Source organism: Sporosarcina sp. OR05 (assembly GCF_041414805.1).
GTDB lineage: Bacteria > Bacillota > Bacilli > Bacillales_A > Planococcaceae > Sporosarcina > Sporosarcina saromensis.
Genome location: NZ_JANKJL010000012.1, coordinates 50,537 through 72,967 on the forward strand (window position 1 = coordinate 50,537; position 22,431 = coordinate 72,967).

The window sequence follows — 22,431 nt, forward strand, 5'->3', positions numbered from 1 at the left end:
TCATGATAGCATTTTAAGCGCTTAAAAACGACGGTTAATCAACAATTGACGCTTTCTTGTTTATAAAAAGAGTTTGGCAAGTCGCTATTTTTGTGCTAAATTGATTGCGGTAAATAAAATACTGCAACTTCGGGGCAAGGTGAAATTCCTTACCGGCGGTGATCGAGCAATCGCGCTCGTCAGTCCGTGACCCGTTCTTCTCTACTTGAAGACGGTGGAGCTGGTGTAACTCCGGCACCGACAGTGAAAGTCTGGATGGGAGAAGTTGCAGGCGTTTTTTTGCCATGCCCACTATACGTCTGCCCTTTTCATGTTGAAAGGGGGAACAAAATGACAGATGAAACTTATATGAAACTCGCTTTAGATCTTGCAATGACTGCTGAAGGTCACACTTCTCCGAATCCGATTGTCGGCGCTGTTTGCGTAAAAGACGGCCAAATTGTCGGAACAGGTATGCATGTACGTGCAGGGACACCGCATGCTGAGGTGCACGCTTTAACAATGGCCGGCGCGCAAGCACAGAATGCCGATTTGTATGTGACACTGGAACCATGTGCACATACGGGGAAAACGCCACCGTGCACGGATACCATTATTGAGAGCGGTATACGACGCGTTTTCATTGCGTCATTGGACCCTAATCCCGCCGTCAATGGCAAAGGGATCAGGCTTCTTAGAGCTGCAGGCATTGAAGTCATTTTAGCTATTTGTACAAAAGAGGCAGATTTTAGTAACCGGGCATATTTTCATTTTATAAAACACGGAACACCGTATATCACCTTAAAAGCCGCCACATCATTGGACGGCCGCCTAGCGACGCACACTGGGGACAGCAAATGGATAACTTCGTCACACGCAAGATCGGATGTCCATACCCTCCGCCATACCCATGATGCGATACTAGTAGGTGTAAATACGATTCTTCAAGATAACCCTTTCCTCACCACCCGTTTGCCCCATGGTGGAAAGAACCCTATTCGCATAATTTTAGACAGGCATCTACGGACGCCACAAACAGCTAATGTCATTCAGGACAATGCTGCAGAAACAATCATTTTTACTGTCGGACAAGACACACTGACGAACCAGTTCGCAAAATACCCCCTCGTAACCGTTGAGTCGATTCCTCCTGATGTCGACTATTTACACGAGGTGTTAAAACGTCTCGGTAAACGTGGGATTATGAAACTACTCGTTGAAGGTGGCAGTCAAGTACACTCCAGTTTCATCACAGCAGGTTTAGCGGATGAATTGTATTTGTATGTAGCCCCGAAACTGATTGGAAACGGTCCTTCCCTTTTCATGGACCACGGCTGTACCCGTATCGCTGAAGGGAAAATGCTCGACATCCTCGATATGAAAACACTTCATGAGGATGTACGTATCCATGCCCTTTTCAACAAGCGAGGTGATGACTAATTGTTCACTGGAATTGTTGAAGAAATTGGAACGGTGCATGCAGTAAACAGAGGAAACCGATCTATGTCGTTAACGATCGTCTGTACGACTGTTCTTGCGGATGTCAATTTCGGTGATAGTCTAGCTGTGAATGGCGTCTGTTTGACGGTTTCATCTTTTACATCAACGTATTTTACTGCAGATGTCATGCCGGAAACGTTTCAGTCGACTACGTTATCCAAACTCCAAAAGGGAGACAAAGTGAATTTAGAACGAGCAATGGCCATGACGAGCCGCTTTGGCGGACATATCGTATCAGGTCACGTTGACAGCATAGGAAAAATCACTTCAATGCGCAAACACGAAAATGCACTGTATATGGACATTCAACTAGAAGAATCGTTGTTGAAATACATGATTCCGAAAGGGTCCATCACAATTGACGGAACTTCATTGACGATTTTTGATGTGTTTTCAACTGGCTGTACAATTTCATTAATTCCAACGACGCAACAACAGTCCATTATTGGCATGAAGGTAGTTGGCCATTATGTAAATGTTGAATGTGACATACTTGCGAAATATGTAGAGCAACTATGCCGCCCAGCGACTCAAAAACAACATCAAAAAGACGTACTGACAATGGATACACTCGTCAAAAACGGATTTTACGCATAAGGAGCTGAGAACGTGTTTGCATCGGTAGAAACAGCACTCGAACAACTTAAACAAGGAAAAGCCATTATTGTTGTCGATGACGAGAAGCGAGAAAACGAGGGTGATTTCGTAGCACTTGCGGAATTTGCCACACCTGAAATGATCAATTTCATGGCGATGGAAGGTCGAGGACTCATTTGCGTGCCGATTGAAGAGGAAAAGAGTGAACAGTTAGGGCTTTCCCCGATGACCGGAACGAATACAGATGCGCATGGTACCGCTTTTACGGTCAGTATCGACCACGCGGATGCACATACTGGCATATCTGCATTCGAAAGATCGGAAACGATTATGAAAATGTTGAATCATACTTCTGTGGCAACCGATTTTAGACGACCTGGCCACATATTCCCTTTAGTTGCCAAACAAGGTGGCGTCTTGACACGACCTGGCCACACGGAAGCGGCGGTCGACTTGGCGAAACTTGCAGGCGCTGAGCCAGTAGGTGTTATATGTGAAATTATGAATGCAGATGGAACGATGGCGAGAGGACGTCAACTTGAAGAACTTGCTGAACGTTTAGGCCTAGTCATCCTTTCAATTGAGCAATTAATTGCCTATCGGAAAAAGAACGAAAAACTTATCGAACACATTGTGTCAACTCATTTACCGACGACATATGGAGAATTTACAGCGTATACCTATGTAGAGAAATGGACGGGTCAAGAGCATATTGCCATTGTAATGGGTGATTTGGCTACTGTCGAAGCCCCTTTCGTCAGAATTCACTCCGAATGTTTAACAGGAGATGTCTTCGGTTCTTGTCGATGTGATTGTGGCCCCCAGCTACATGCCGCACTTGCGACTATCCAACAAGCTGGAGTCGGTGTCCTTCTTTATATGCGGCAAGAAGGGCGTGGGATTGGGCTTGTCAATAAAATGAAAGCGTATCAGTTGCAAGAACAAGGCTATGATACGGTCGAAGCGAATGCCCTTTTAGGTTTTGACGATGACTGCCGTACGTATGACGTCAGTGCACAAATCTTGAAAGAGCTCGGTTGTACACAAATCCAGTTGTTAACGAATAACCCACGAAAAATGGACAGTATTGAAGCGCATGGCATTCAAATCACGCGCAGAGTTCCAATTGAAATACCGACACACGAAGCGAATGAACAGTATATGAAAACGAAGAAAGAGAAACTTGGACATCTTTTATACGAAGGAGCGAAATGAGCGATGTATACAAAATATGAAGGACATTTAATAGGTGATGGCTTAAAAATAGGCATCGTCGTTTCAAGATTTAATGAGTTTATTACCGGCAAACTACTAAGCGGAGCACAAGACGCTTTAGTCAGACATCGTGTCGCACCGGAAGATATCGAAATCTGTTGGGTGCCAGGTGCATTTGAGATTCCCTTGATAGCCAAGCGTATGGCTGCCTCAAAGAAATATGACGCCGTTATCGCACTCGGTACGGTCATTAGAGGAGCAACTCCTCATTTTGACTATGTATGTAATGAAGTGGCAAAAGGGATCGCCTCTTTGAATATGACAGAAGAGATTCCCGTGCTTTTTGGTGTGTTGACGACAGAGACGATTGAACAAGCTGTCGAGCGTGCAGGCACGAAGGCGGGTAACAAAGGTTGGGATGTTGGAATGGCTGCCATTGAAATGGCAAACTTGATCAAAGCGATGGCATAAAAAAAGTAGAGGGGGATCTTCCCCTCTACGCAGCCTGTTGACAAACGCTCGCATCCGTTGTTGCTCGTCTCGCTCGTCCGCTCATGAACTTTAGTTCTATTCGCGTCTTCTCTCACCTTCGCGGGGGACTGCAGGATGCAGGTCATGCAGTCGTTGGGACAGGAAGTCCCGAATTTAGACTGCCTTCCACCCGACAAGCGTTTTCAATCAGGCTGAAGAGATTACTTTGCATAACAAATTTCATTAAAAAGGTAGAGGGAATTCTTCCCCTCTACCTAATTATCATTAAATCCCCATTTTTCTACTTGACTGTGTGACCGGTTTTGCTTGCTGGCTTTTCATTTTAGGGCCTTGTTGAATAGGGTTGCCAGTTCGTTTGTTAACGGAAGCTTTGTTCTTCTTTGCTTCAAGCTGTTGTTTGACTGCGTCTTTTAAACTGATTTTCGTTTTTTGTTCAGTCATCGCATGTCCTCCTTGGTTTTCTTCATCGTAGTTCCTAAATCGTACCATTTCCCTTATAGCATTGTCTACATAAATTCGAGGATGGAACGTACCTATATACGTCGCTTTAGAGTTTCGTCAGTCTCCGCTCACAGATCGAGATTGACGAGTAGATTTTCGTAATCCTAGCCACAAAAGTGTAAAAATGAGAAACGCAACCGCCTCAAGTGAAAGAATATACCATGGATACGGTCCTAGCACGTCTAATAAACTACCATTATCGGGCTTGTTTCGTAAAAACATGTAATTCCCGTCAACTAACTTGTTCACAAGCAAGATCACTGGCAATAGAATATTTAAGACGACCATCGTTTTAACAACACCTTTAAAAGTCGGTCGATATCCTTTTATCCAGATGAAATATAAACCCGTTAGGATAATCATTGCATGGGTAAAAAAGAAATGAAAATAACGGAAATGTGGGAAATCCATATCCAACACGGGTGTTACAATTGCTTGGAGCGCGCCTCCAATCCCCGCAAAAACAACAAAATCGACGACATGCTTATTTCCCGTCCATAACAGAAAAGCTGTAACGAGTAGCGACAAGCTGCATAGCTCCAATGGCAATGAATCGACTAATCGCCAACGCTCCGATTGTACCATCCATACATGATAAAGGATTTCCATCCCAATTAATGAAAGTGCAATTCCCCGCTCTATACGTCTCGTTGTTTGCATGTCAAATTGGAATTTCTTCCGGAATGCAAACAAACTGATCATCAACGCTAAAATGACGCATAATGTAGCGATGTGGACGGTCGAAAACATGACAAATGGCGCGGACAATGGAACACCTCCTCCGACAAACTTCTTTCTACTCATTAAACGAAATTGTTAGAGAATGGTTCCATCTGATTAGCGTGTAATCTTTGCGTTTCGCGTAGTAAAATCGACGTCCTTGTAATAGGCATCCTTGACAAGTAAATTGGGCCCTAGGCATTGAACAGCTGGGCAATGGCAACTAATCGACTTGGCGAGTGGACGTTCTAACCAACGATCGAGCATGTGTGGTAACGAATCCGATGTAATGTTCCCCATCGGCGGTGTGTCACCAAAATCTGTGACAATGACATCTCCTGTGAAGATATTGACGTTCAATCTAGAGCGTCCATCCGGATCATTTCGAACGGAAACATTTTTGCTGTTGTAAATCCGCTTTAACAGTTGAAGGTCTTCTTCGAGTGGGCTGCAAGGATAAAATGGTAACGTGCCGAATAGCATCCACGTATCTTCATCACGGACATCGAGCAAATCATGCAATGCTTTTCTCGTTTCTGCAAGCGACAATACTTCTAGAGAACTTGCAAAATCACTCGGATACATCGGGTGGATTTCATGACGTGCACACTTCATCTCTTCGACTACTTGTTTATGAATAGATTGTAAATGTGGCAATGTCCGTTTATTCAGCATCGTTTCTGCTGAAACCATCACACCCATATCAGCTAGAGCTTTACTGTTATCGATCATGCGTTGGAACTGCGCTGCTCTTCGTTCACGTGGCGGCTGCTTTTCCATGTTGGCAAATCCGCCTTCCACAAAATCATCTACCGTCCCCCAATTGTGTGAGATGTGCAATACATCTAAATAAGGGGCTACTTGCTCATAACGTTCGAGTGGCATTGTCAAATTAGAATTCATCTGCGTTTTGACGCCACGTCCGTGTGCATATTTCAAAAGGGGTAACACGACTTGTTCAACCGATTTTTTTGAGAACATCGGCTCGCCACCCGTAATGCTGATTGTCCGCAAATGTGGAATTTCATCCAATCGAGCGGTCAATAGTTCGATCGGCAAAGCGTCCGGATCTTTCGGTTGTAACATGTATCCGACTGCACAATGCTCACAACGCATATTACATAAATAAGTCGTAGTAAATTCGATACTCGATAACGTCAATTGACCGTGTTGTTTGACATCCATATACGCTTCCCACGGATCGTTTTCAACAGTCATCGGACGGTTTTCAATACTGTAAGTTGTCATATGATCAAAACTCCTAAATTAGATAAGTAACTTATTAAGTATGCGCTTGATCGTCTAGTTATTCAAGGGTTTACAATGAAAAAGCACCATCCGTATGATGTTCAGAAGGCACTGTGTAGTATGAATTCATGTACTTATTCTACATCTTCTTTCTTCAATGATTTTTCCTTGCTCCATCAATAACATCCGATGCCCCAATTTTTCAGCTTCTTCTTGATCGTGTGTCACAATAATGAACGGGATTTTCCACATTTCATGGATGCGAATGAGCTCATTCTGACACTCGATACGCGTTTGCTTATCCAGTGCGGATAACGGTTCATCCAATAAAAGAATGGATGGTTCCGTCGCTAACGCTCTTGCTAATGCTACACGTTGTTTTTCACCGCCGGAAATTTGGTGCGGATACTTGTCCAGTAAATGTTCAATTCCAAGCACATTCATAAGTTGCTCAATGATGGTATTTACCTTGACCGTTGTTTTTTTTACACCATAATAGATATTCTTCTCGACCGTCATATGTGGAAACAAGGCGTAATCCTGAAAAAGATAGCCAATATTTCTTCTTTGAGTGGGTAGTGAATTGTTCGGTGAGTGGAAAAACGGTTGATCATTTAACACGATCTTTCCGCCATCTGGATTGGCTAGCCCTGCGATACAATTCAGAATGGTCGTCTTGCCTGCTCCTGAAGGTCCAAATAGCACAAGAATTTCATCTCTCATCGTAAACGAAACATCCAATGGAAAGTGCGCAAGTTGTTTTTGTATCGTCACTTCAAGCATGGGCACACCTACTTTACTTTTCATTTGAATATCGCCTCATATTCCGTCTACTCCACCAGTTCAACCACAAAATCGTACTAAATCCAAGCGCAACAATAATGACCACCCAAAACGTTGCCTTTTCCATTTGCCCGGCTTCTACAGCAAAATAGATGGCCATCGGAATGGTGTCTGTCTTCCCCGGAATGTAACCTGCCAGCATAAGGGTCGCGCCAAATTCTCCGAGCCCTCTAGCAAATGACAGCACGAATCCTGCAAGTAATCCTGGCCAAGCGATGGGAAACGCAATTGTCCAAAATACACGCCACTCAGAAGCACCCATCGTCCGCGCGGCGTTCTCCAATTTCACGTCTACACTCGTAAAGGCGGCAGATGCACTTTGATACATGAGTGGAAAAGAGACCACAACAGCCGCAATGACTGCACCAACCCAAGTGAACACAACTTGATAATCAAACCATTCCAGCAGCCATTTACCGATCCATCCTTTTTTACCGAACAGGATCAGCAGTCCAAATCCGACAACCGTTGGGGGTAATACAAGTGGTAGTAAAAACAACGCTTCCAAAATACTTTTCCCGAAAAATTCTTTCCTAGAAAATCGGTGTGCAAAAATGAGGCCGAGTAGAAAAACGATTGCAGTGGAAATGACCGCCACTTTTAATGACAACAGTAACGGTGAATAACTCATGTCCATCATCCGTGCACACTCCTTTGCGAATTACTTGAAACCATATGCCTCTAATGCTTTTTTTCCTTCCTCGCTACCTAGATACGCAAGAAATGCATGAGCTTCCGCTTCATGCTTCGTACTTTTTACGACCGCACCTGGATAAACGATCGGCGCATGCCAATTTGGATCCGCTTCCGCTAACACCTTCACCTTGTCAGAAATGAATGCATCACTCGAGTACACCACACCAAGATCTGCATTCCCTAATTCTACATGCGTTAATACTTGCCGTACATCAGAACCCCTAACAAGTTTGTTCTGCAATGTATCCCACAAGTCAAGGTGCTCTAACACCTCTTTAGTATAACGCCCGACAGGCACGCTTTCCGGCTCCCCAATTGCAATGTTCGTGATTGCTGCATTGTCAATGTCCTCAAATGAAGGTACTTGGAAATGTGCATCGCTGTGGCTAATCAACACGAGCGCGTTTTCCGTAAAATTACTACGCGTCGAATCGATCAGGAGTTCTTCACCTTCTAGAACATCCATATCCTTAGGACTTGCGGATAAAAACACATCTACAGGCGCACCTTGCGTAATTTGGGTCGCCAATTTACCCGAACTGCCAAAATTGAAGGTAACCGTTACGTTTTCATGTTCATTTTCAAACGAATCTTTTAACGCTGTCAATGCATCTGTTAAACTTGCAGCCGCAGCGACTACTAATTCTACTTCCTCTTCGCCATCGTTACTACCACTTTTCGATGAACAACCAGCCAATAATCCGACAACACAAAGAGCAATCCATATGTTCTTTAACCGAATCACGCTACTTCCATCCCCTTATCCTTTACTGTATTTAGATATATCTAAACATAACATAAAATAACTATAGCATACTAATTATAATTTAATAGATTTAAATAGTTCTCGTTCATAATCGAATATACCAATCATTATTTATTCCTATTATACATGTTCTAATCTTGCAAATTATTTTTTAATAAGGGACAATGAATAGAAGAATCCTACTAGGAGGCTACTATGAATAACCAATCTACGACATCGTTTACAACTGAAGAACTTGCTGAGCAATTGAAAGTATCAAAATTGACGATCTATGATTTGATAAAAAAAGGTGAGCTTCGTGCGTATCGTGTTGGGCGTCAAATGCGTGTCGATGCGATTGACTTAGAAGCCTATAAGGAAAGTACAAAAAGTGGAGGTGTATCTGCATCTCCTATCCCGCACACAAAAGAGCAACCAATGGATAGTACGAATGAGGTTAACGAAGCATTCACTGAAGAACCTCCACCTCACTTCCCTACCTTTGCAACCCGTCAAGTGATCATTAGTGGTCAAGACATGAGCCTCGATTTACTAGCGAGTGCAATCGAAAAAGAGAACATTGGCTACCGACCATTACGTTCTTATCAAGGTAGTTTAAACAGCCTCATTGCTATGTACAATAGCAAAGCGGATATTGTGAGTACTCACCTGTTTGACGGGGATACAGGAGAGTACAACATTCCTTACATTAAGCGTATATTAAATGGACATTCTTTTATTGTGATGAATTTATTAGCAAGGAAGGCAGGTCTGTATGTGCAAAAAGACAATCCGAAAAACATCCGACACTGGAGTGACTTGCAAAGACCGTCTATAAAAATGATCAATCGGGAAATCGGCTCAGGGGCTAGAGTATTGTTGGATGAACAATTGCGTATGGCAGGAATAAAAGGCAATCGTATTGAAGGATACGAACAAATTGAAATGAACCATATTGCTGTTGCGAGTAAGGTTTCAAATGGGCTAGCTGACGTTGGAATCGGAATCGAGAAAGCCGCCGCGTTAGTAGACGTGGACTTCATCCCCCTCATCCAAGAGCAATATGACCTTGTAATGTTTAAAAGACCTGACAACAAGCACTTGCGCGATAGCATTTTGAGGACCCTACAAGGAGAAGATTTCAAAAATGAAATGCGTGCAATGAGCGGGTATGACCTTTCGATGACAGGCACAATACTGTATGAAACACCTTAACGTGCTCGATCTGAATAAAATAATAGGATGCTAATGGAGTACAGCGACAGGTTTACATAATAATATTATGTTAATAATTGTACCTCCGATGCACATGAAAAAAGACGAGAAGGCTTTACACCTCATCGTCTTTTTTTATGCATATTGTTACCTTGAAGGTTTTTCATAATGATACTGTTCATCCGTTTCGAATTTATTATACCGAAGACGTAACAGTTTAAACAAATGCGTGAACACTACTTTTAGCAACGCATAGCCGGGGATACCGAATACGACCCCTACTACCCCAAACAAAGAACCACCTGTTAACAATACGAAAATGATTGTGATCGGATGGATATGCAGCGATTTCCCCATAATTTGCGGGGAAATGAACTTCCCTTCGACTAATTGTACAATCGTCCACACAATGGCAAGCTTCACGAGCATGAAAGGTGAAGTGACAATTGCAATAATGACTGCAGGTGTAATTGCGATGATTGGGCCTAAATATGGAACGACACTTGTAAACATGGCGAGTACACCTAATAGCCAAGCATAATCCATACCGATGATTCGAAAGCCGATGGAAACCATTATGCCAATGCAAATTGCGACGAGTATTTGTCCCTGAATGTAAGCGCTGATTTGATGGTCAGCGTCTTCGAAAATTTCTTGGGCATCGTCACGGAGACGCGGAGGCAACATTTTCAATAGCATTTTCGGAAATTTTTCACCTTCTAGCAATAAATAAAACAAGATGAAAGGTACAGTCACAATCGCCAGAACAAATCCGGTTAAGGCAGAGATGAATGATGTGACACCAGAAGCAAGTCCGCCAATTGCATCCGTAAATAGTTGTCCAATAGACCCTAACCGTTCATCCAAGAACTTGTTGACGTCAATATCTAATTCTTTGTAATAAGATGAAAAGATCGAAGTGCGTAAAAACGAGTCAATATTAATGAGCATCTGATTGAAATATGTAGGAAACTCATCTATTAAATTCATAAATTGAGTCTTTAAAAAAGGAAAAACGAGAAATACGAGTAAAGTGATTAAACCTATTAATGCAATGAAGAGGATTAAAATACCCCATATCCTAGGAATCTTCCACTTCTCCAATAAGCGTAAAAGCGGTCGCAGTAAATAATACGCGATTGTCGCTAAAATAACTGGTAAAACAACAGTCGAGAAAAACACTTTAATCGGATAAAAGATAAACGCCACTTTACTGAAGACTAAAATAATAATGCCAATCAGTAAAATTGAGAGAAGGACGAACATTGTCGTACGGCCTCCAAGAAAACGAATGGTTCTTGACGAGCCATTGTCCATGCGATTGGTCGCCTGTCCTTTTTCAGAAGTATGATGCGTACCCATTGCTAATCCCCTTCTCTCTCTTTAGTCATTGGTTGGTTCTAAGAAAGCGGCTAACGCTTCTTTATTTTTTTCGAGGTCCAATTCGATCACAGACCCTGCATGTTCATATCTTGTAAAGCGATAGGTTCCTTCTATAGGAATTGTTAATGTTTCAAGTTCAGGTTTTCCATTCATTAAAAGCGTCAATGCTTTTGAAATCTCTTCTTTCGCTGTTAAGTCTGTCTCAATATACCCAGTCAATGCACCAGACAACTTAGGCACATGCAACAACATACCGGGACGTAACGCTTCCTCTTTTATCGCCGCCAGAACTTCCTGCTGCCGGCCAACTCGCCCAAAATCCCCTTCTGCATCTGCACGGAAACGCGCATAGCCTAGAAGTTCTTTGCCATTCAAATGCTGCTTGCCAGGCATTAACGTAACGCCGATTTTTTCGGACATTTCTTTTTTAACGTTCATTTCCACACCATTTGGAAACGCGATATCAACAACCGATTCAAAATTATCAAAGTCAATGATTGCATAATGATGGATCGGAATACCGAACATCCCAGTAATGGTGTCTTTCGCGGTTTGAACACCATTTAAATAATAGGCAGTGTTCAATTTATAGGATTGGTAGCCAGGAATATCAGCGTATATGTCCCGCATAAATGACACAAGTCGAAGAGACCCTTCTTTCTTGTTCCAAGAAAGCACCATCATTGTATCCGTACGAGACTTACCGCTTCCATCATCGTCTACACCTAGTAATAAATAATTCTCAACAGAAGGATTTTTCGGATCAATGACATCCCCTTTAAAAGGACCCGGATCAATCGCATTCCCTTCTGCTAACGATTTACCTTTCTGATATTGAATGTATGAATAGAGCCCGCCTATGATGAACATGAGAAAAAGCAGTGTGAAGAACAACCTTCCTACCCTTAATCTCCTTCTTCTCCGTCTTCTTCTCGGAACGGGACCTTCGTATTGGTCTTCTGTCAAAGTAAATTCCTCCAAAAAATGATGTCGTCAATAGGACGAATGGTAGTAATGCGGGTTGCATGACAAGATCGCCATCGTTCAATCTTGTAAGTTTCTCATGTGCAACCGGCTCTTTACCTATGTCCGTTCCCTTCCTACGCATAGTCTATAATGAAGGTGGTGGATTTTATGGGAAATGAACATGGTCATAAAACCGGTTTTTCTTTCGCGTTGTTAGTAGTGCTTTTCATACTATTGATCATCATCGGTGCAAGCTACTTGTATTAATTAATCGTCAAAATACACATACCCACTCATTAGCACCTCGGAAAGGTTGTACGCACGTTTACAAAACGTAGGCAACCTTTCTATTTATTTTACAGAATTCAAGCGACAAATCAATTGTAAAACGTTCGTCACTCTTATGGTACAATCGGTAGAGAAAAAAGGAGTGATTGAAAATGTCCAAAACGACTATTGAAAAAGCGGCATTTGCAGGTGGGTGTTTTTGGTGTATGGTGAAACCGTTCAAAGAATGGGACGGCATTCATGATGTCGTATCGGGCTATATGGGCGGACATGTCGACAATCCTACATATGAAGATGTAAAAAAAGGTGATTCTGGCCATTTGGAAGTTGTTGAGATTACGTTTGACCCTTCAATTTTCACATACGAACAATTGTTGGAAGTCTATTGGCAACAAATCGACCCGACCGATGCTGGTGGACAATTCCAAGATCGAGGACATTCGTACAGTACTGCAATTTTCTATTATACGGAAGAACAACAGCATGCGGCACAGACTTCTAAAACTGCATTAGAAGAAAGCGGTAAATTCAATAAGCCTATCGTTACAGTTATCAGACCTGCAGAAACGTTCTATCCTGCCGAAGATTACCATCAAGATTATTATGTAAAAGAAGAACAGCATTATAAAGAGGACCGCGCAAAATCAGGAAGAGACGAGTTCATTCAAGAGAATTGGTCGAAGTGAAATTGTAGGGGTTGTTTCTTCTCGTAAAAAGTGAAACTGAGTTCGCTCAGGTTCACTTTTTTCTTTCGTACTGTAAGCGTATTAGTGCTCTCATTGATCGTGGATGCTGATTTTTGATGCTGACGGTCATTTAAAAGTGCTCTCATTGACCGTGGATGCTGATTTTTCATGCTGACGGTCAATTTGAAGTGTTCTCATTGACCGTGGACACTGATTTTTCATGCTATCGGTCATTTAGAAATGATCTCATTGACCGTGGACGCTGGATTTTCATGCTAACGGTCAATTAGAAGTGTTCTCATTGACCGTGGACGCCAATTTTTGATGCTATCGGTCATTTAGAAGTGTTCTCATTGACCGTGCATGCTGATTTTTGAGGTTAACGGTCATTTAGAAGTGCTCTTATTGACCGTGGATACTGGATTTTCATGCTAACGGTCATTTAGAAGTCCTCTCATTGACCGTGGACGCCAATTTTTCATGCTGACGCTCAATTAGAAGCCCTCTCTTAATAACTTCTCATTGCTTTCACATTATCCACTAACCTCTCATCCAACTTCCCCCTATTCAAACGGCCACTCCTTACACACTAAAGAACTTGTGTTCGCATCGCGCTGTAGTATAATAGAAAGATAGAAAGGATGAAGAATGATGGAGCTTATTCATTGGGAATACGGTAGAAAATATCAAGTGAAAGGAATCTTTAACGAGTTTCCTTCAACCGTCGTCATCTTTCGTCAGATCAAGGATTATTATTTTATTTATACAATGTCGGCAATTGACGATACATCGCTTCCAACGAGAAAACAATATGTGCAAATGGAATATCTGCTAAATAAGGAACTAGGAACGCTTCCTGCGTATCGAAATCGACAAGTTTTTCGGACCTCTCTTCAAAACCAAACAGATTTTCATATTGAAAAGAAAAACGCGCAAATACACATTGATGACACACCACTTTGAAAAGATTTCATGTTATAATGGGAGCATTGTGAATTTAGGAGGATTTTTCTATGATAGCAGTCAGTAATGTAAGTCTTCAATTCGGTGACCGCAAACTGTTTGAAGATGTAAATATACAGTTTAATCCAGGTCATTGCTACGGTTTAATCGGTGCAAACGGTGCGGGTAAATCGACTTTCCTTAAAATCTTATCAGGTGAACTTGAGCCGCAAACTGGAAATGTCATCATGAACAAAGATGAGCGTTTAGCGGTACTTAAACAAAATCACTTTGAGTATGAGGAAAACGAAGTGTTAAATACAGTCATCATGGGGCACAAACGCCTTTATGACATAATGACTGAGAAAAATGCAATTTATATGAAAGAGGATTTCTCAGACGAAGATGGGATGCGTGCTGCAGAACTTGAAGGTGAATTCGGTGAACTGAACGGTTGGGAAGCTGATTCAGAAGCAGCGATTCTTTTACAAGGTTTAGGTATTCCAGAATCTCTACACCATGTTAAAATGGCTGAATTGAGCGGTTCTGAAAAAGTGAAAGTGCTACTTGCTCAAGCTTTATTCGGTAAACCTGATGTACTTCTACTCGATGAGCCGACGAACCATTTAGACTTAAAAGCAATCCAATGGCTTGAAGAGTTTCTAATCAACTTTGAGAATACGGTAATTGTTGTATCGCATGACCGTCATTTCTTAAATAAAGTATGTACACAAATTGCCGATTTGGACTTCTCTAAAATTCAATTGTATCCAGGAAACTATGATTTCTGGTATGAATCCAGCCAACTCGCATTGCGTATGGCTCAAGATCAAAACAAGAAAAAAGAAGAGAAGATTAAAGAATTACAAGCGTTCGTTGCTCGATTCAGTGCGAATGCATCCAAATCCAAGCAAGCGACGTCTCGTAAAAAAGCACTCGAGAAAATCGAGTTGGATGACATTAAACCATCATCCCGCCGTTACCCGTTCGTTAACTTCCAAATTGGACGTGAAATTGGGAATGACGTGTTAAGTGTTCAAGGTCTATCCAAAACACAAGACGGTAAAGTTATGTTTAAAGATGCGACCTTTACTATGAATAAAGAAGACAAAATTATTCTTCTTGGAAATCCACTTGCCAAAACGGCATTATTGGAAATTCTCGCTGAAGAAGCTCAACCGGACGAGGGTACATTTAAATGGGGTGTAACAACTTCACGTGCGTACTTCCCTCTTGATAACAGTGAATTCTTCGAAGGCTCAGAGTCGTCATTAGTTGAGTGGTTACGTCAATATTCACCTGAGGATCAAACGGAAACATTTTTACGTGGATTCCTAGGACGTATGCTTTTCTCCGGAGAAGAAGTGAAAAAGAAGCCATCAGTATTATCAGGTGGCGAGAAAGTGCGTTGTATGCTGTCTAAAATGATGCTTTCTTCTGCCAACGTCTTGTTGTTAGATGAACCGATGAACCACTTGGACTTGGAATCGATTCAAGCACTTAATAACGGATTGATTGCATTTAAAGGGGCAATGTTGTTCACATCGCATGACCAACAGTTCATTCAAACAGTTGCAAATCGAATCATTGAGATCCGCGAAGACGGTACGATATTTGATAAAATGATGCAATATGATGAGTACTTGGAGTGGAAAGAGCAACAAGCAATTTCATAATAGATCGTAAAAATGGCCGTTTTCTGTACTCGCAGAAAACGGCTTTTTCCGTTGTGTCAGCATTACACATGATCTTCTGAAGCATAGCTTTGTGTATCTCGTCAATAATAATCAAAAAGGAGTGGAAAATAGATGCGTACGATACAAAACCTATTGATTATTATGAGTATCTGTAGTCTTTTCGTAGTTGGGTGCTCCCCTGCCACTACAGACCTTAATAACAGCGGAAATAGCGGCGAAAGTGCCCAGCCAAATGAAAAGACGGATAAAGAAATTACAGATGCAGCAAAAGAGAGTGAGCTCGTTGATTATTTTCTGCCTGACACTTCAAAAGCAATGTTTATTGGTGAAGGGAACGAATACGCTGACTTGGATATTGATTATGCGCATCCGTTTAAGAACTATGTCATCGTGCACGAAAATAATGGTGGTACGTTAATCCGATACATTTACAAAATCGAATCGGATCAAATTTTAAGATTGGATCAGCGAGTGATTGAGTTAAAAGAAGACTTCCCTTCTCTTGATGAATTACAAGCAATGGAACCGAATGGAATTTATTTGGAAAAACCATTTGAAGTTGGTACGACATTTGATGAATGGAAAATTGTTGAGACGGACATTACATTAGAAACACCTTATCAGACATTTGACCACGTTTTCGTCATTGAATCGACATCTGATGATGCGGTGAATCGTAAATATTTCGCTAAAGGTTTTGGGGAAGTTAAACGGGAATCCGTCATGACCATGACGAACGGAGAAGAATACAAAGTGACATCGACCTTGTCATCCGTATCAAAACCATAAAAGGCGCGCCCACTTCTTTTAAAAAAATCACAAGTAAAAAAGAGGCTACCTCGTAAAAGGTGCCTCTTTTATTTGACGAATTATTGTTTCACTACGTTAGCAGCTTGAAGACCACGGTTGCCTTCTACAACTTCGAACTCAACGTGTTGACCTTCATCCAAAGTTTTGAATCCGTCTCCCTGAATAGCAGAGAAGTGTACGAATACATCGTCTTCTCCTTCAACTTCGATGAATCCGAAGCCTTTTTCAGAGTTGAACCATTTTACAGTACCTTGTTTCATGTGTGACTACCTCCAAATAATTGTACTTTCTAATACATGAAAAAAATTCACATATTACAAAAGGCACCGACAACGCCGATCACCTTTTGTAATACGTGAATCCGTCTGTTTCGGTAAAACTGATATTGTTACTGTTACTATACCATACCCAATTTAATTGTCAATATAACAATATCAAATATTCGAATTATTCTTCAGGATAATTGGAGCGGGCTCCCCATTGACAAAAGAGATAATGCCGTGAAAAATTTGCAACTCATCATCACAACCTTCACAATAGACTTTTTCTTCATCAGACCAAAATGCAAAGAAACATTCCTTACGCACTTCATGATGGTCGAATTGTCCCGAAAATTGCATTGTAACTGTATCCATATATTGTTTTGCTTCCGCTTTACAAGTAAAAACTTTTCGTGTTTGAATTTTTTCCTTCCAATCTTCAAACAACCACCACGGTTCATAGTCTGCTTTCATATAAATCACTTCATACATAGTTGATAGCTCCTCCTATCCATAAAGACCGTGAGTGGATTTATTTTAACAAATCCTTTCTCCAGTTCCAAGTAAATGGTTTCGTGTGTCCAATAAAATGTATTTCGCCTTCAAATACGTTATACTTGAACGTATAGACTGAAACTTTTCGGCCATTAAAACGTAATAAAGTAAAGAGACTTGAAGGAGGCCTGCATTCGATGCAAGAAGTTAAACAATTTTTCCTAAGACACTTTATCATTGCGCCCTTCAGCGCAGCAAGTTGGTTCACGATGATTTTTGCTGCAGGCATCAACCCATTTGCTGCAACAGGCCTAATGATTGCCATCTATCTAGGAGGTAATTTCACAATAAAACAAGTCCAACTTTCTTCAAATGTAAAACAACTCGGCATGTCTAGATCCGAATATAAGCATATTCAACATCAAATTACTGAAGCAAAAGGGAAAATAAAACAATTGAACAGCCTATATGGCCAAGTGCGATCTGTACAAGCGTTTAAACAAGTGTATGAAATGAACAACTTGGCTAGAAGGATTCTTACCATTGTACGCAAAAATCCTGCGAAATTTTACCACGTAGAAAAATTTTTCTATTCGCACTTGGATTCTGCGGTCGAGTTGACGTCAAAATACGCTATGCTTGTCAATCAACCATTAAAAGATCAAGAAATCAGGATTGCCCTCCAACATACAAGGGAAACACTTACTGATGTAAACAAGCAACTTGAACAAGATTTAAGAGGGGCATTAGCTACAGACATCGAACAGCTTCAACTTGAGCTCGATTATGTAGATGTAACGATGAAAAACAACAAACCGTTGCTCGATATGAAAGGGGATTTCCGCAATGACAGAAAATAATTCGACGAACAATGTGAAAACAATGGATGACCTATTAGATAATCCTTTTACAATGGATGACGCCTTACTACCAAAAGAGATGCAAACTGAACAACAAAATAACGGTGTCGCTGTTAAACTACTGGATCGTTTAACGCCGGAAGAACAGGATAAAGCGAAGCAATTAGCTGAACAGATTCCAGTTGGAAACTATGAAGCGATTATTACCTATGGAGCAAATGCGCAAAATGAATTATCACGCTTCTCTCATAAAATGCTTGATCATGTCCAAAGCAAAGATATCGGTCCTGTCGGTGACGTGTTAAGCGATTTAATGGGGAAATTATCTGAAATCGATCCTGAAGATTTGTCCGAAAAGAAGAAATCAGGTCTTAGTCGTTTATTTAAAAAAGCAACTCGTTCCATTCAAGAGATGATGACGAAATACCAAAAGCTCAGCACACAAATCGATCGAATCGGCGTCCAACTTGAACATTCAAAACGCGGGTTACTTGAAGATGTTCAAATGCTAGACAGTTTGTATGAGCAAAACAAAACGTACTTCCAAGCATTAAATGTATACATCGCAGCAGCTGAATTGAAGCGAGATGAGATTGCCAATGTCATTATTCCTGAAATGCAACGGAAAGCTGAACTTTCAAATGACCAAATGGCCTTTCAAGAAGTGAATGATATGGGCCAATTCCTTGATCGACTGGAAAAAAGGTTGTATGATCTTCAGCTATCACGCCAGATTACAATTCAAAGTGCTCCGCAAATACGGATGATTCAACAGACAAACCAGACGTTAGCAGAGAAAATTCAATCATCCATCATGACCTCCATTCCATTATGGAAAAACCAGATTGCGATTGCGCTTACGTTAAATCGTCAACGGAAAGCAGTTGAGTCACAGCGATTAGTGACAAAAACGACAAATGACCTTCTTTTGAAAAACTCCGAAATGTTGAAGGTCAATTCAATTGAGACTGCAAAGGAAAACGAACGTGGAATTATTGAAATTGATACATTGAAGAAAACACAAGAAAATCTTATCCAAACGATTGAAGAAACGCTTGTCATTCAAGCGGATGGGCGTGCAAAACGAAAAGCTGCTGAAGTGGAAATAGCCCGTATGGAAGAGGAGTTAAAACAGCGATTGTTAGCGGTTCACGAGAAAACCCAAACCCCTCGCCCTTCCTGAATTCGCAAAAAGCAACTCACCTAGCCTATAGGTAAGTTGCTTTTTTCATGAAGGTATATCATTGACTAATAACGATCGATAACAATTTACGCAAAATTCGTAGTGTCTGATCAGAAAACTCCTCGACTGATGTGGATGCTGCTGACTTATTGCCAAACATCATTGCAAACAAAGCACGTTGTTCTTCCGTCGGCTCATCTGTCGCTAAAAACAAATGAATGACCGATACACCATTTTTCTCTGCTTCCATTACTGCTGCACGTGTATCCATTATTCCATTCCGATCATAGCCAAATGCTGAAGGTTCACCGTCTGAAAAAACAAGTAGAAATTTATGTTTCTCATTTCGATTGAGCAAGCGTTTCATCATCCATCTGATTGCAAAACCATCACGGTTATCTTCGTTCGCCTCTAGAGAGAGGATGGTTGCACCGTCATCTCTTGTCGTCTTTTCAAATGAATGCAAAATGTCAAATACATTTGGTTGCATTTCTTTGGATGCATGGTTTGCATCTTCATAATAAGAGGATATTTCATGATGTACAGCAAGTTGCCGTAATACATCATGAAACAATAATACGGCTTTTTTTGTTTCACCCAATTTATCCATCATCGAAGCTGACCCGTCCACGAGTAAACCAAAAACTGCATCCAATCGCTCAGAAGGTTTATTCTTCCGATAGAACGGTTTCGGTCTTTCATCTACAACCATTGTCAGTAGATCAGCTGAAAGCCTACCCTTGCTCAATTTTGTTCGTTTGTACTCTTCCTTTTGTTCAATCCGCTTTTTCATCTCTTCTATAAATGAGCGTACAAAAGGTTTCTGTTGTTCTCGCCACTTTAACAGCTTTTCAATTGTCACTGAATCGGTTTTCGCTTCCAATACATGTTCTTTATAAATGACATGAAGATGCTCTTTACCAAAATCGTGACCTGCCTTTTTAAAATCCGACGGTCTCTGGCTTAGAACCTCTTCTTTCATAGGTTTCGCTTGGGATTCCTTGTCGTTCCCTGTCGATGTACCAGAGCCGATTTCATGTATTTCGGCATCGTCATTTCCTTCCACTGCGTCTGTCCCATTCCCTTTTCCAGCTCGACCATGCTCCAACTCATACTGCAAGTGAACACCTGTTTCCCGTTCACTTTCACGGTGCCACGTCCGAAACAGCTCTTCAATGGTGTCTTTCGTTTCCTCATCTCCTAGTTGTGCGTCCCGCATTCCGTCATGGTAATGAAAAACGTCATTCTGTTCCGTAATTGCTTCGCCTACCGCATAATATTGACGAATGAGATCTTTTTCAATATGACCTTCCACGATGAACATGATGCGATGTACGAGTTGAACCATATCATAAGTGTTTCTCGCATCCGTTGCGTGCATTGCGAGCATTTGAACTTGTTCCATTGGAAATGACCAGCTTAACGGTTGGAGCGAAAGTGAACCTGCATGTATTGTTTGAAAGAGGTAATTCAGAAAGGCATCCGCAAGAAATCCTTGCTGCCGATTTGCTGTTAATTGATCGTGATGATAATCCAGCATGACGTCTCGTCGAATTGAAAATGCTCTCTTCGTCCCGGGACGATTCCTTTCAATCTTGTCGATTAATCTAAATTCTTCAAATAACAAGAGCATTTGTTCAGCAAGTTTCTTTAATGGATGCGACTCATAGTTTTGGCGAAACTGCAACCAATCATTCACAGAAAAGTACTTCCAAAAACCTGCTGTTAGTAAATAGACATCAGACAATCTACCCGCATGTGTCACGACTTCATTTCGATGTCTCCAAAAAACGCTCAGTGAAATGATCCCCTCTTTAGGTTGAAACTCCACTAACTTCCGCTCCGTCAATTTTATATACGGAGCGTCCGCTAGCGCCATGCCTACCCGTTCGTATAATAGGAGTTTGTTGACGTCGACAGATTCGTCATTGAATTGAATGAATCGATTCAATTTCACCAATTGGCTCGCCTCATTTCACCCATGTAACGACTAGCTCCATGACTAAATCACGCTCTATTTTATCTTCCAATTTTTCAGCAATCGCGTATGTGATAGCCCGCTCAAGAGGCATATGTTCCGCTAATGCAAGTGCATCCAACAAACTTCTGACGGAGGCAGCTTCCTCAGCCAACAGCCCGTTTAACACTTGTTTCTTTAGGTCTTCGTGAATGTGAAGAAATGTCTCAACCATTTGCAGAGTCGCAGATGGATACAATGCTGTCATGACCTTTTCGAGTTGATCGCCCGTTAAGTAAGGGATGGAGAACGTGACAAATCTGTTTTTCAAAGCTTCGTTCATAGGTGAAGTACCGACATACCCTTCATTGATTGCTGCAATGACCGTAAAGTCTTCATGTGCATGGATTACTTCACCGGTAAATGGATTTGTCAACATTCTACGATGGTCTAGCACACTATGGAGGATCGGAAGTGTTTCCGGCTTCGCCATATTAATTTCATCGATATACAAAATATGACCATTTTTCATTGCCTGGACGACGGGACCTTCCACAAATTCAATATGCGTATTTCCTTCTTTCGCAATAATTGTCTTAAACCCTAACATCGACTCGGCATCTAAATCGACAGAGCAATTAATGCTTTGCATCGGTTGCTGAAAATAGGCTGAAATACTTTGTGCAAGTTTAGTTTTCCCCGAACCGGAAGGACCTTTTAATAGAATCGGTTTTTGCAACACGACTCCAATTAGAATATCTTCCCATAATGAAGGAATTGGAGAAATGTAGCCACCTTGTTGGATCAATGTGTGATCATTTTGCGTATATTGCCGATCTACACGACGTTTTTGGGTATCAAGCACAAGTTTATTCATTCGTAATCAATCCTTTTCATTCGTAAAAAGCCCAATGCCGAGCGAAGCGACATTGGGTAACATTTTATTCAAAATAGGTTTTATAATAGCCGCCGACTTTACCTGTATTGTCTACGATAAAGACGAATTCATCCGTTTCATTTTTCACTTCGTATTCTTTGCCAGGGGTTAATACATTCGTCACCACGTATTTCTCTGCATCAGCATGCTTACAAACTACTCTACGAATTGTCGGAGCAGTTGTCCATTCTGTAAAAGTCATTTCATACACTCTCC

At 41.4% G+C, this 22,431-nt stretch carries 25 protein-coding genes and 1 riboswitch; of the genes, 12 read left to right on the plus strand and 13 right to left on the minus strand.

The genetic code is table 11. From position 1 onward, the window contains the following. Positions 1-121: 121 nt before the first annotated feature. A riboswitch (FMN riboswitch) is annotated at positions 122-271 on the plus strand. A 59-nt stretch (positions 272-330) separates the two neighbouring features. From ribD to ribH, 4 genes are read left to right on the plus strand one after another with little or no spacing between them, the layout of a single operon-like run. Further along, positions 331-1,419 carry a bifunctional diaminohydroxyphosphoribosylaminopyrimidine deaminase/5-amino-6-(5-phosphoribosylamino)uracil reductase RibD gene (gene ribD, locus NRI27_RS14700; RefSeq protein ID WP_371391400.1) on the plus strand — a complete coding sequence of 363 codons (1,089 nt, stop codon included), beginning with the start codon at positions 331-333 and terminating at the stop codon, positions 1,417-1,419. Then, positions 1,420-2,076 (plus strand): riboflavin synthase, encoded by a 657-nt coding sequence (ribE, locus tag NRI27_RS14705; protein ID WP_317946091.1) that lies wholly within the window; start codon positions 1,420-1,422, stop codon positions 2,074-2,076. Positions 2,077-2,088: 12 nt separating this feature from the next. Continuing rightward, positions 2,089-3,291 (plus strand): bifunctional 3,4-dihydroxy-2-butanone-4-phosphate synthase/GTP cyclohydrolase II, encoded by a 1,203-nt coding sequence (locus NRI27_RS14710; protein ID WP_371391401.1) that lies wholly within the window; start codon positions 2,089-2,091, stop codon positions 3,289-3,291. A 3-nt stretch (positions 3,292-3,294) separates the two neighbouring features. Continuing rightward, positions 3,295-3,762, plus strand: a complete 468-nt coding sequence (ribH, locus tag NRI27_RS14715; protein ID WP_371391402.1) for a 6,7-dimethyl-8-ribityllumazine synthase — start codon at positions 3,295-3,297, stop codon at positions 3,760-3,762. Between the two features lie 285 nt (positions 3,763-4,047). Here the strand turns inward: ribH and NRI27_RS14720 are convergent, their stop codons facing one another. The 6 genes from NRI27_RS14720 to modA form a co-directional block, all read right to left on the minus strand. Next, positions 4,048-4,224, minus strand: coding sequence for a hypothetical protein (locus tag NRI27_RS14720; protein ID WP_371391403.1), 177 nt, complete (start codon positions 4,222-4,224; stop codon positions 4,048-4,050). A gap of 117 nt (positions 4,225-4,341) precedes the next feature. Then, positions 4,342-5,052: a YwaF family protein gene (locus NRI27_RS14725; RefSeq protein ID WP_371391404.1), complete on the minus strand. Its 711-nt coding sequence runs from the start codon at positions 5,050-5,052 to the stop codon at positions 4,342-4,344. 69 nt (positions 5,053-5,121) lie between these two features. After that, the gene (yfkAB, locus tag NRI27_RS14730; protein ID WP_371391405.1) at positions 5,122-6,252 is read right to left on the minus strand and encodes a radical SAM/CxCxxxxC motif protein YfkAB; all 1,131 of its coding nucleotides are present in this window, start codon (positions 6,250-6,252) and stop codon (positions 5,122-5,124) included. Positions 6,253-6,378: 126 nt separating this feature from the next. Further along, positions 6,379-7,035, minus strand: a complete 657-nt coding sequence (locus NRI27_RS14735) for an ATP-binding cassette domain-containing protein (protein WP_371391453.1) — start codon at positions 7,033-7,035, stop codon at positions 6,379-6,381. A 13-nt stretch (positions 7,036-7,048) separates the two neighbouring features. Then, positions 7,049-7,735 carry a molybdate ABC transporter permease subunit gene (modB, locus tag NRI27_RS14740; RefSeq protein ID WP_371391406.1) on the minus strand — a complete coding sequence of 229 codons (687 nt, stop codon included), beginning with the start codon at positions 7,733-7,735 and terminating at the stop codon, positions 7,049-7,051. 21 nt (positions 7,736-7,756) lie between these two features. Beyond that, a complete protein-coding gene (modA, locus tag NRI27_RS14745; RefSeq protein WP_371391407.1) occupies positions 7,757-8,536 on the minus strand; it encodes a molybdate ABC transporter substrate-binding protein in 780 nt (259 codons plus the stop codon). Between the two features lie 216 nt (positions 8,537-8,752). On the opposite strand from modA, the gene NRI27_RS14750 reads away from it, so the two are divergent. Beyond that, positions 8,753-9,751: a substrate-binding domain-containing protein gene (locus NRI27_RS14750; RefSeq protein ID WP_371391408.1), complete on the plus strand. Its 999-nt coding sequence runs from the start codon at positions 8,753-8,755 to the stop codon at positions 9,749-9,751. A 147-nt stretch (positions 9,752-9,898) separates the two neighbouring features. On the opposite strand, the gene NRI27_RS14755 is transcribed toward NRI27_RS14750, so the two are convergent. Next, a complete protein-coding gene (locus tag NRI27_RS14755; protein ID WP_371391409.1) occupies positions 9,899-11,113 on the minus strand; it encodes an AI-2E family transporter in 1,215 nt (404 codons plus the stop codon). Positions 11,114-11,134: 21 nt separating this feature from the next. Further along, positions 11,135-12,100, minus strand: a complete 966-nt coding sequence (locus NRI27_RS14760; RefSeq protein ID WP_371391410.1) for an LCP family protein — start codon at positions 12,098-12,100, stop codon at positions 11,135-11,137. Between the two features lie 168 nt (positions 12,101-12,268). Here NRI27_RS14760 and NRI27_RS14765 point away from each other — a divergent pair, with 168 nt between their 5' ends. The 5 genes from NRI27_RS14765 (at position 12,269) to NRI27_RS14785 (ending at position 16,502) form a co-directional block, all read left to right on the plus strand. Beyond that, a complete protein-coding gene (locus tag NRI27_RS14765; RefSeq protein ID WP_317946075.1) occupies positions 12,269-12,367 on the plus strand; it encodes a YjcZ family sporulation protein in 99 nt (32 codons plus the stop codon). Positions 12,368-12,540: 173 nt separating this feature from the next. Continuing rightward, positions 12,541-13,074, plus strand: coding sequence for a peptide-methionine (S)-S-oxide reductase MsrA (gene msrA, locus NRI27_RS14770; RefSeq protein ID WP_371391411.1), 534 nt, complete (start codon positions 12,541-12,543; stop codon positions 13,072-13,074). A 651-nt stretch (positions 13,075-13,725) separates the two neighbouring features. After that, the gene (locus tag NRI27_RS14775; protein WP_317946072.1) at positions 13,726-14,037 is read left to right on the plus strand and encodes a hypothetical protein; all 312 of its coding nucleotides are present in this window, start codon (positions 13,726-13,728) and stop codon (positions 14,035-14,037) included. A gap of 50 nt (positions 14,038-14,087) precedes the next feature. Continuing rightward, entirely contained in the window at positions 14,088-15,692 is a 1,605-nt protein-coding gene (locus tag NRI27_RS14780; protein WP_371391412.1) for an ABC-F family ATP-binding cassette domain-containing protein, read from the plus strand. Between the two features lie 132 nt (positions 15,693-15,824). Continuing rightward, complete coding sequence (locus NRI27_RS14785; RefSeq protein WP_371391413.1) at positions 15,825-16,502, plus strand: hypothetical protein; 678 nt, start codon at positions 15,825-15,827, stop codon at positions 16,500-16,502. An 80-nt stretch (positions 16,503-16,582) separates the two neighbouring features. On the opposite strand, the gene NRI27_RS14790 is transcribed toward NRI27_RS14785, so the two are convergent. Together NRI27_RS14790 and NRI27_RS14795 are read right to left on the minus strand one after the other, a co-directional pair. Further along, entirely contained in the window at positions 16,583-16,783 is a 201-nt protein-coding gene (locus NRI27_RS14790; RefSeq protein WP_184210741.1) for a cold-shock protein, read from the minus strand. Between the two features lie 174 nt (positions 16,784-16,957). Continuing rightward, positions 16,958-17,275 (minus strand): DUF1033 family protein, encoded by a 318-nt coding sequence (locus NRI27_RS14795; protein WP_371391414.1) that lies wholly within the window; start codon positions 17,273-17,275, stop codon positions 16,958-16,960. 200 nt (positions 17,276-17,475) lie between these two features. On the opposite strand from NRI27_RS14795, the gene NRI27_RS14800 reads away from it, so the two are divergent. Next, positions 17,476-18,138, plus strand: a complete 663-nt coding sequence (locus tag NRI27_RS14800; protein WP_371391415.1) for a 5-bromo-4-chloroindolyl phosphate hydrolysis family protein — start codon at positions 17,476-17,478, stop codon at positions 18,136-18,138. Beyond that, positions 18,125-19,321 (plus strand): toxic anion resistance protein, encoded by a 1,197-nt coding sequence (locus NRI27_RS14805; protein WP_371391416.1) that lies wholly within the window; start codon positions 18,125-18,127, stop codon positions 19,319-19,321. Before NRI27_RS14800 ends, NRI27_RS14805 begins: the two co-directional genes overlap by 14 nt. 58 nt (positions 19,322-19,379) lie before the next feature. Here the strand turns inward: NRI27_RS14805 and NRI27_RS14810 are convergent, their stop codons facing one another. The 3 genes from NRI27_RS14810 to NRI27_RS14820 form a co-directional block, all read right to left on the minus strand. Then, positions 19,380-21,278 carry a vWA domain-containing protein gene (locus NRI27_RS14810; RefSeq protein ID WP_371391454.1) on the minus strand — a complete coding sequence of 633 codons (1,899 nt, stop codon included), beginning with the start codon at positions 21,276-21,278 and terminating at the stop codon, positions 19,380-19,382. Positions 21,279-21,291: 13 nt separating this feature from the next. Beyond that, positions 21,292-22,155 (minus strand): ATP-binding protein, encoded by an 864-nt coding sequence (locus tag NRI27_RS14815; RefSeq protein ID WP_371391417.1) that lies wholly within the window; start codon positions 22,153-22,155, stop codon positions 21,292-21,294. Positions 22,156-22,219: 64 nt separating this feature from the next. Further along, complete coding sequence (locus tag NRI27_RS14820) at positions 22,220-22,417, minus strand: DUF6501 family protein (protein WP_371391418.1); 198 nt, start codon at positions 22,415-22,417, stop codon at positions 22,220-22,222. Positions 22,418-22,431 lie beyond the last annotated feature (14 nt).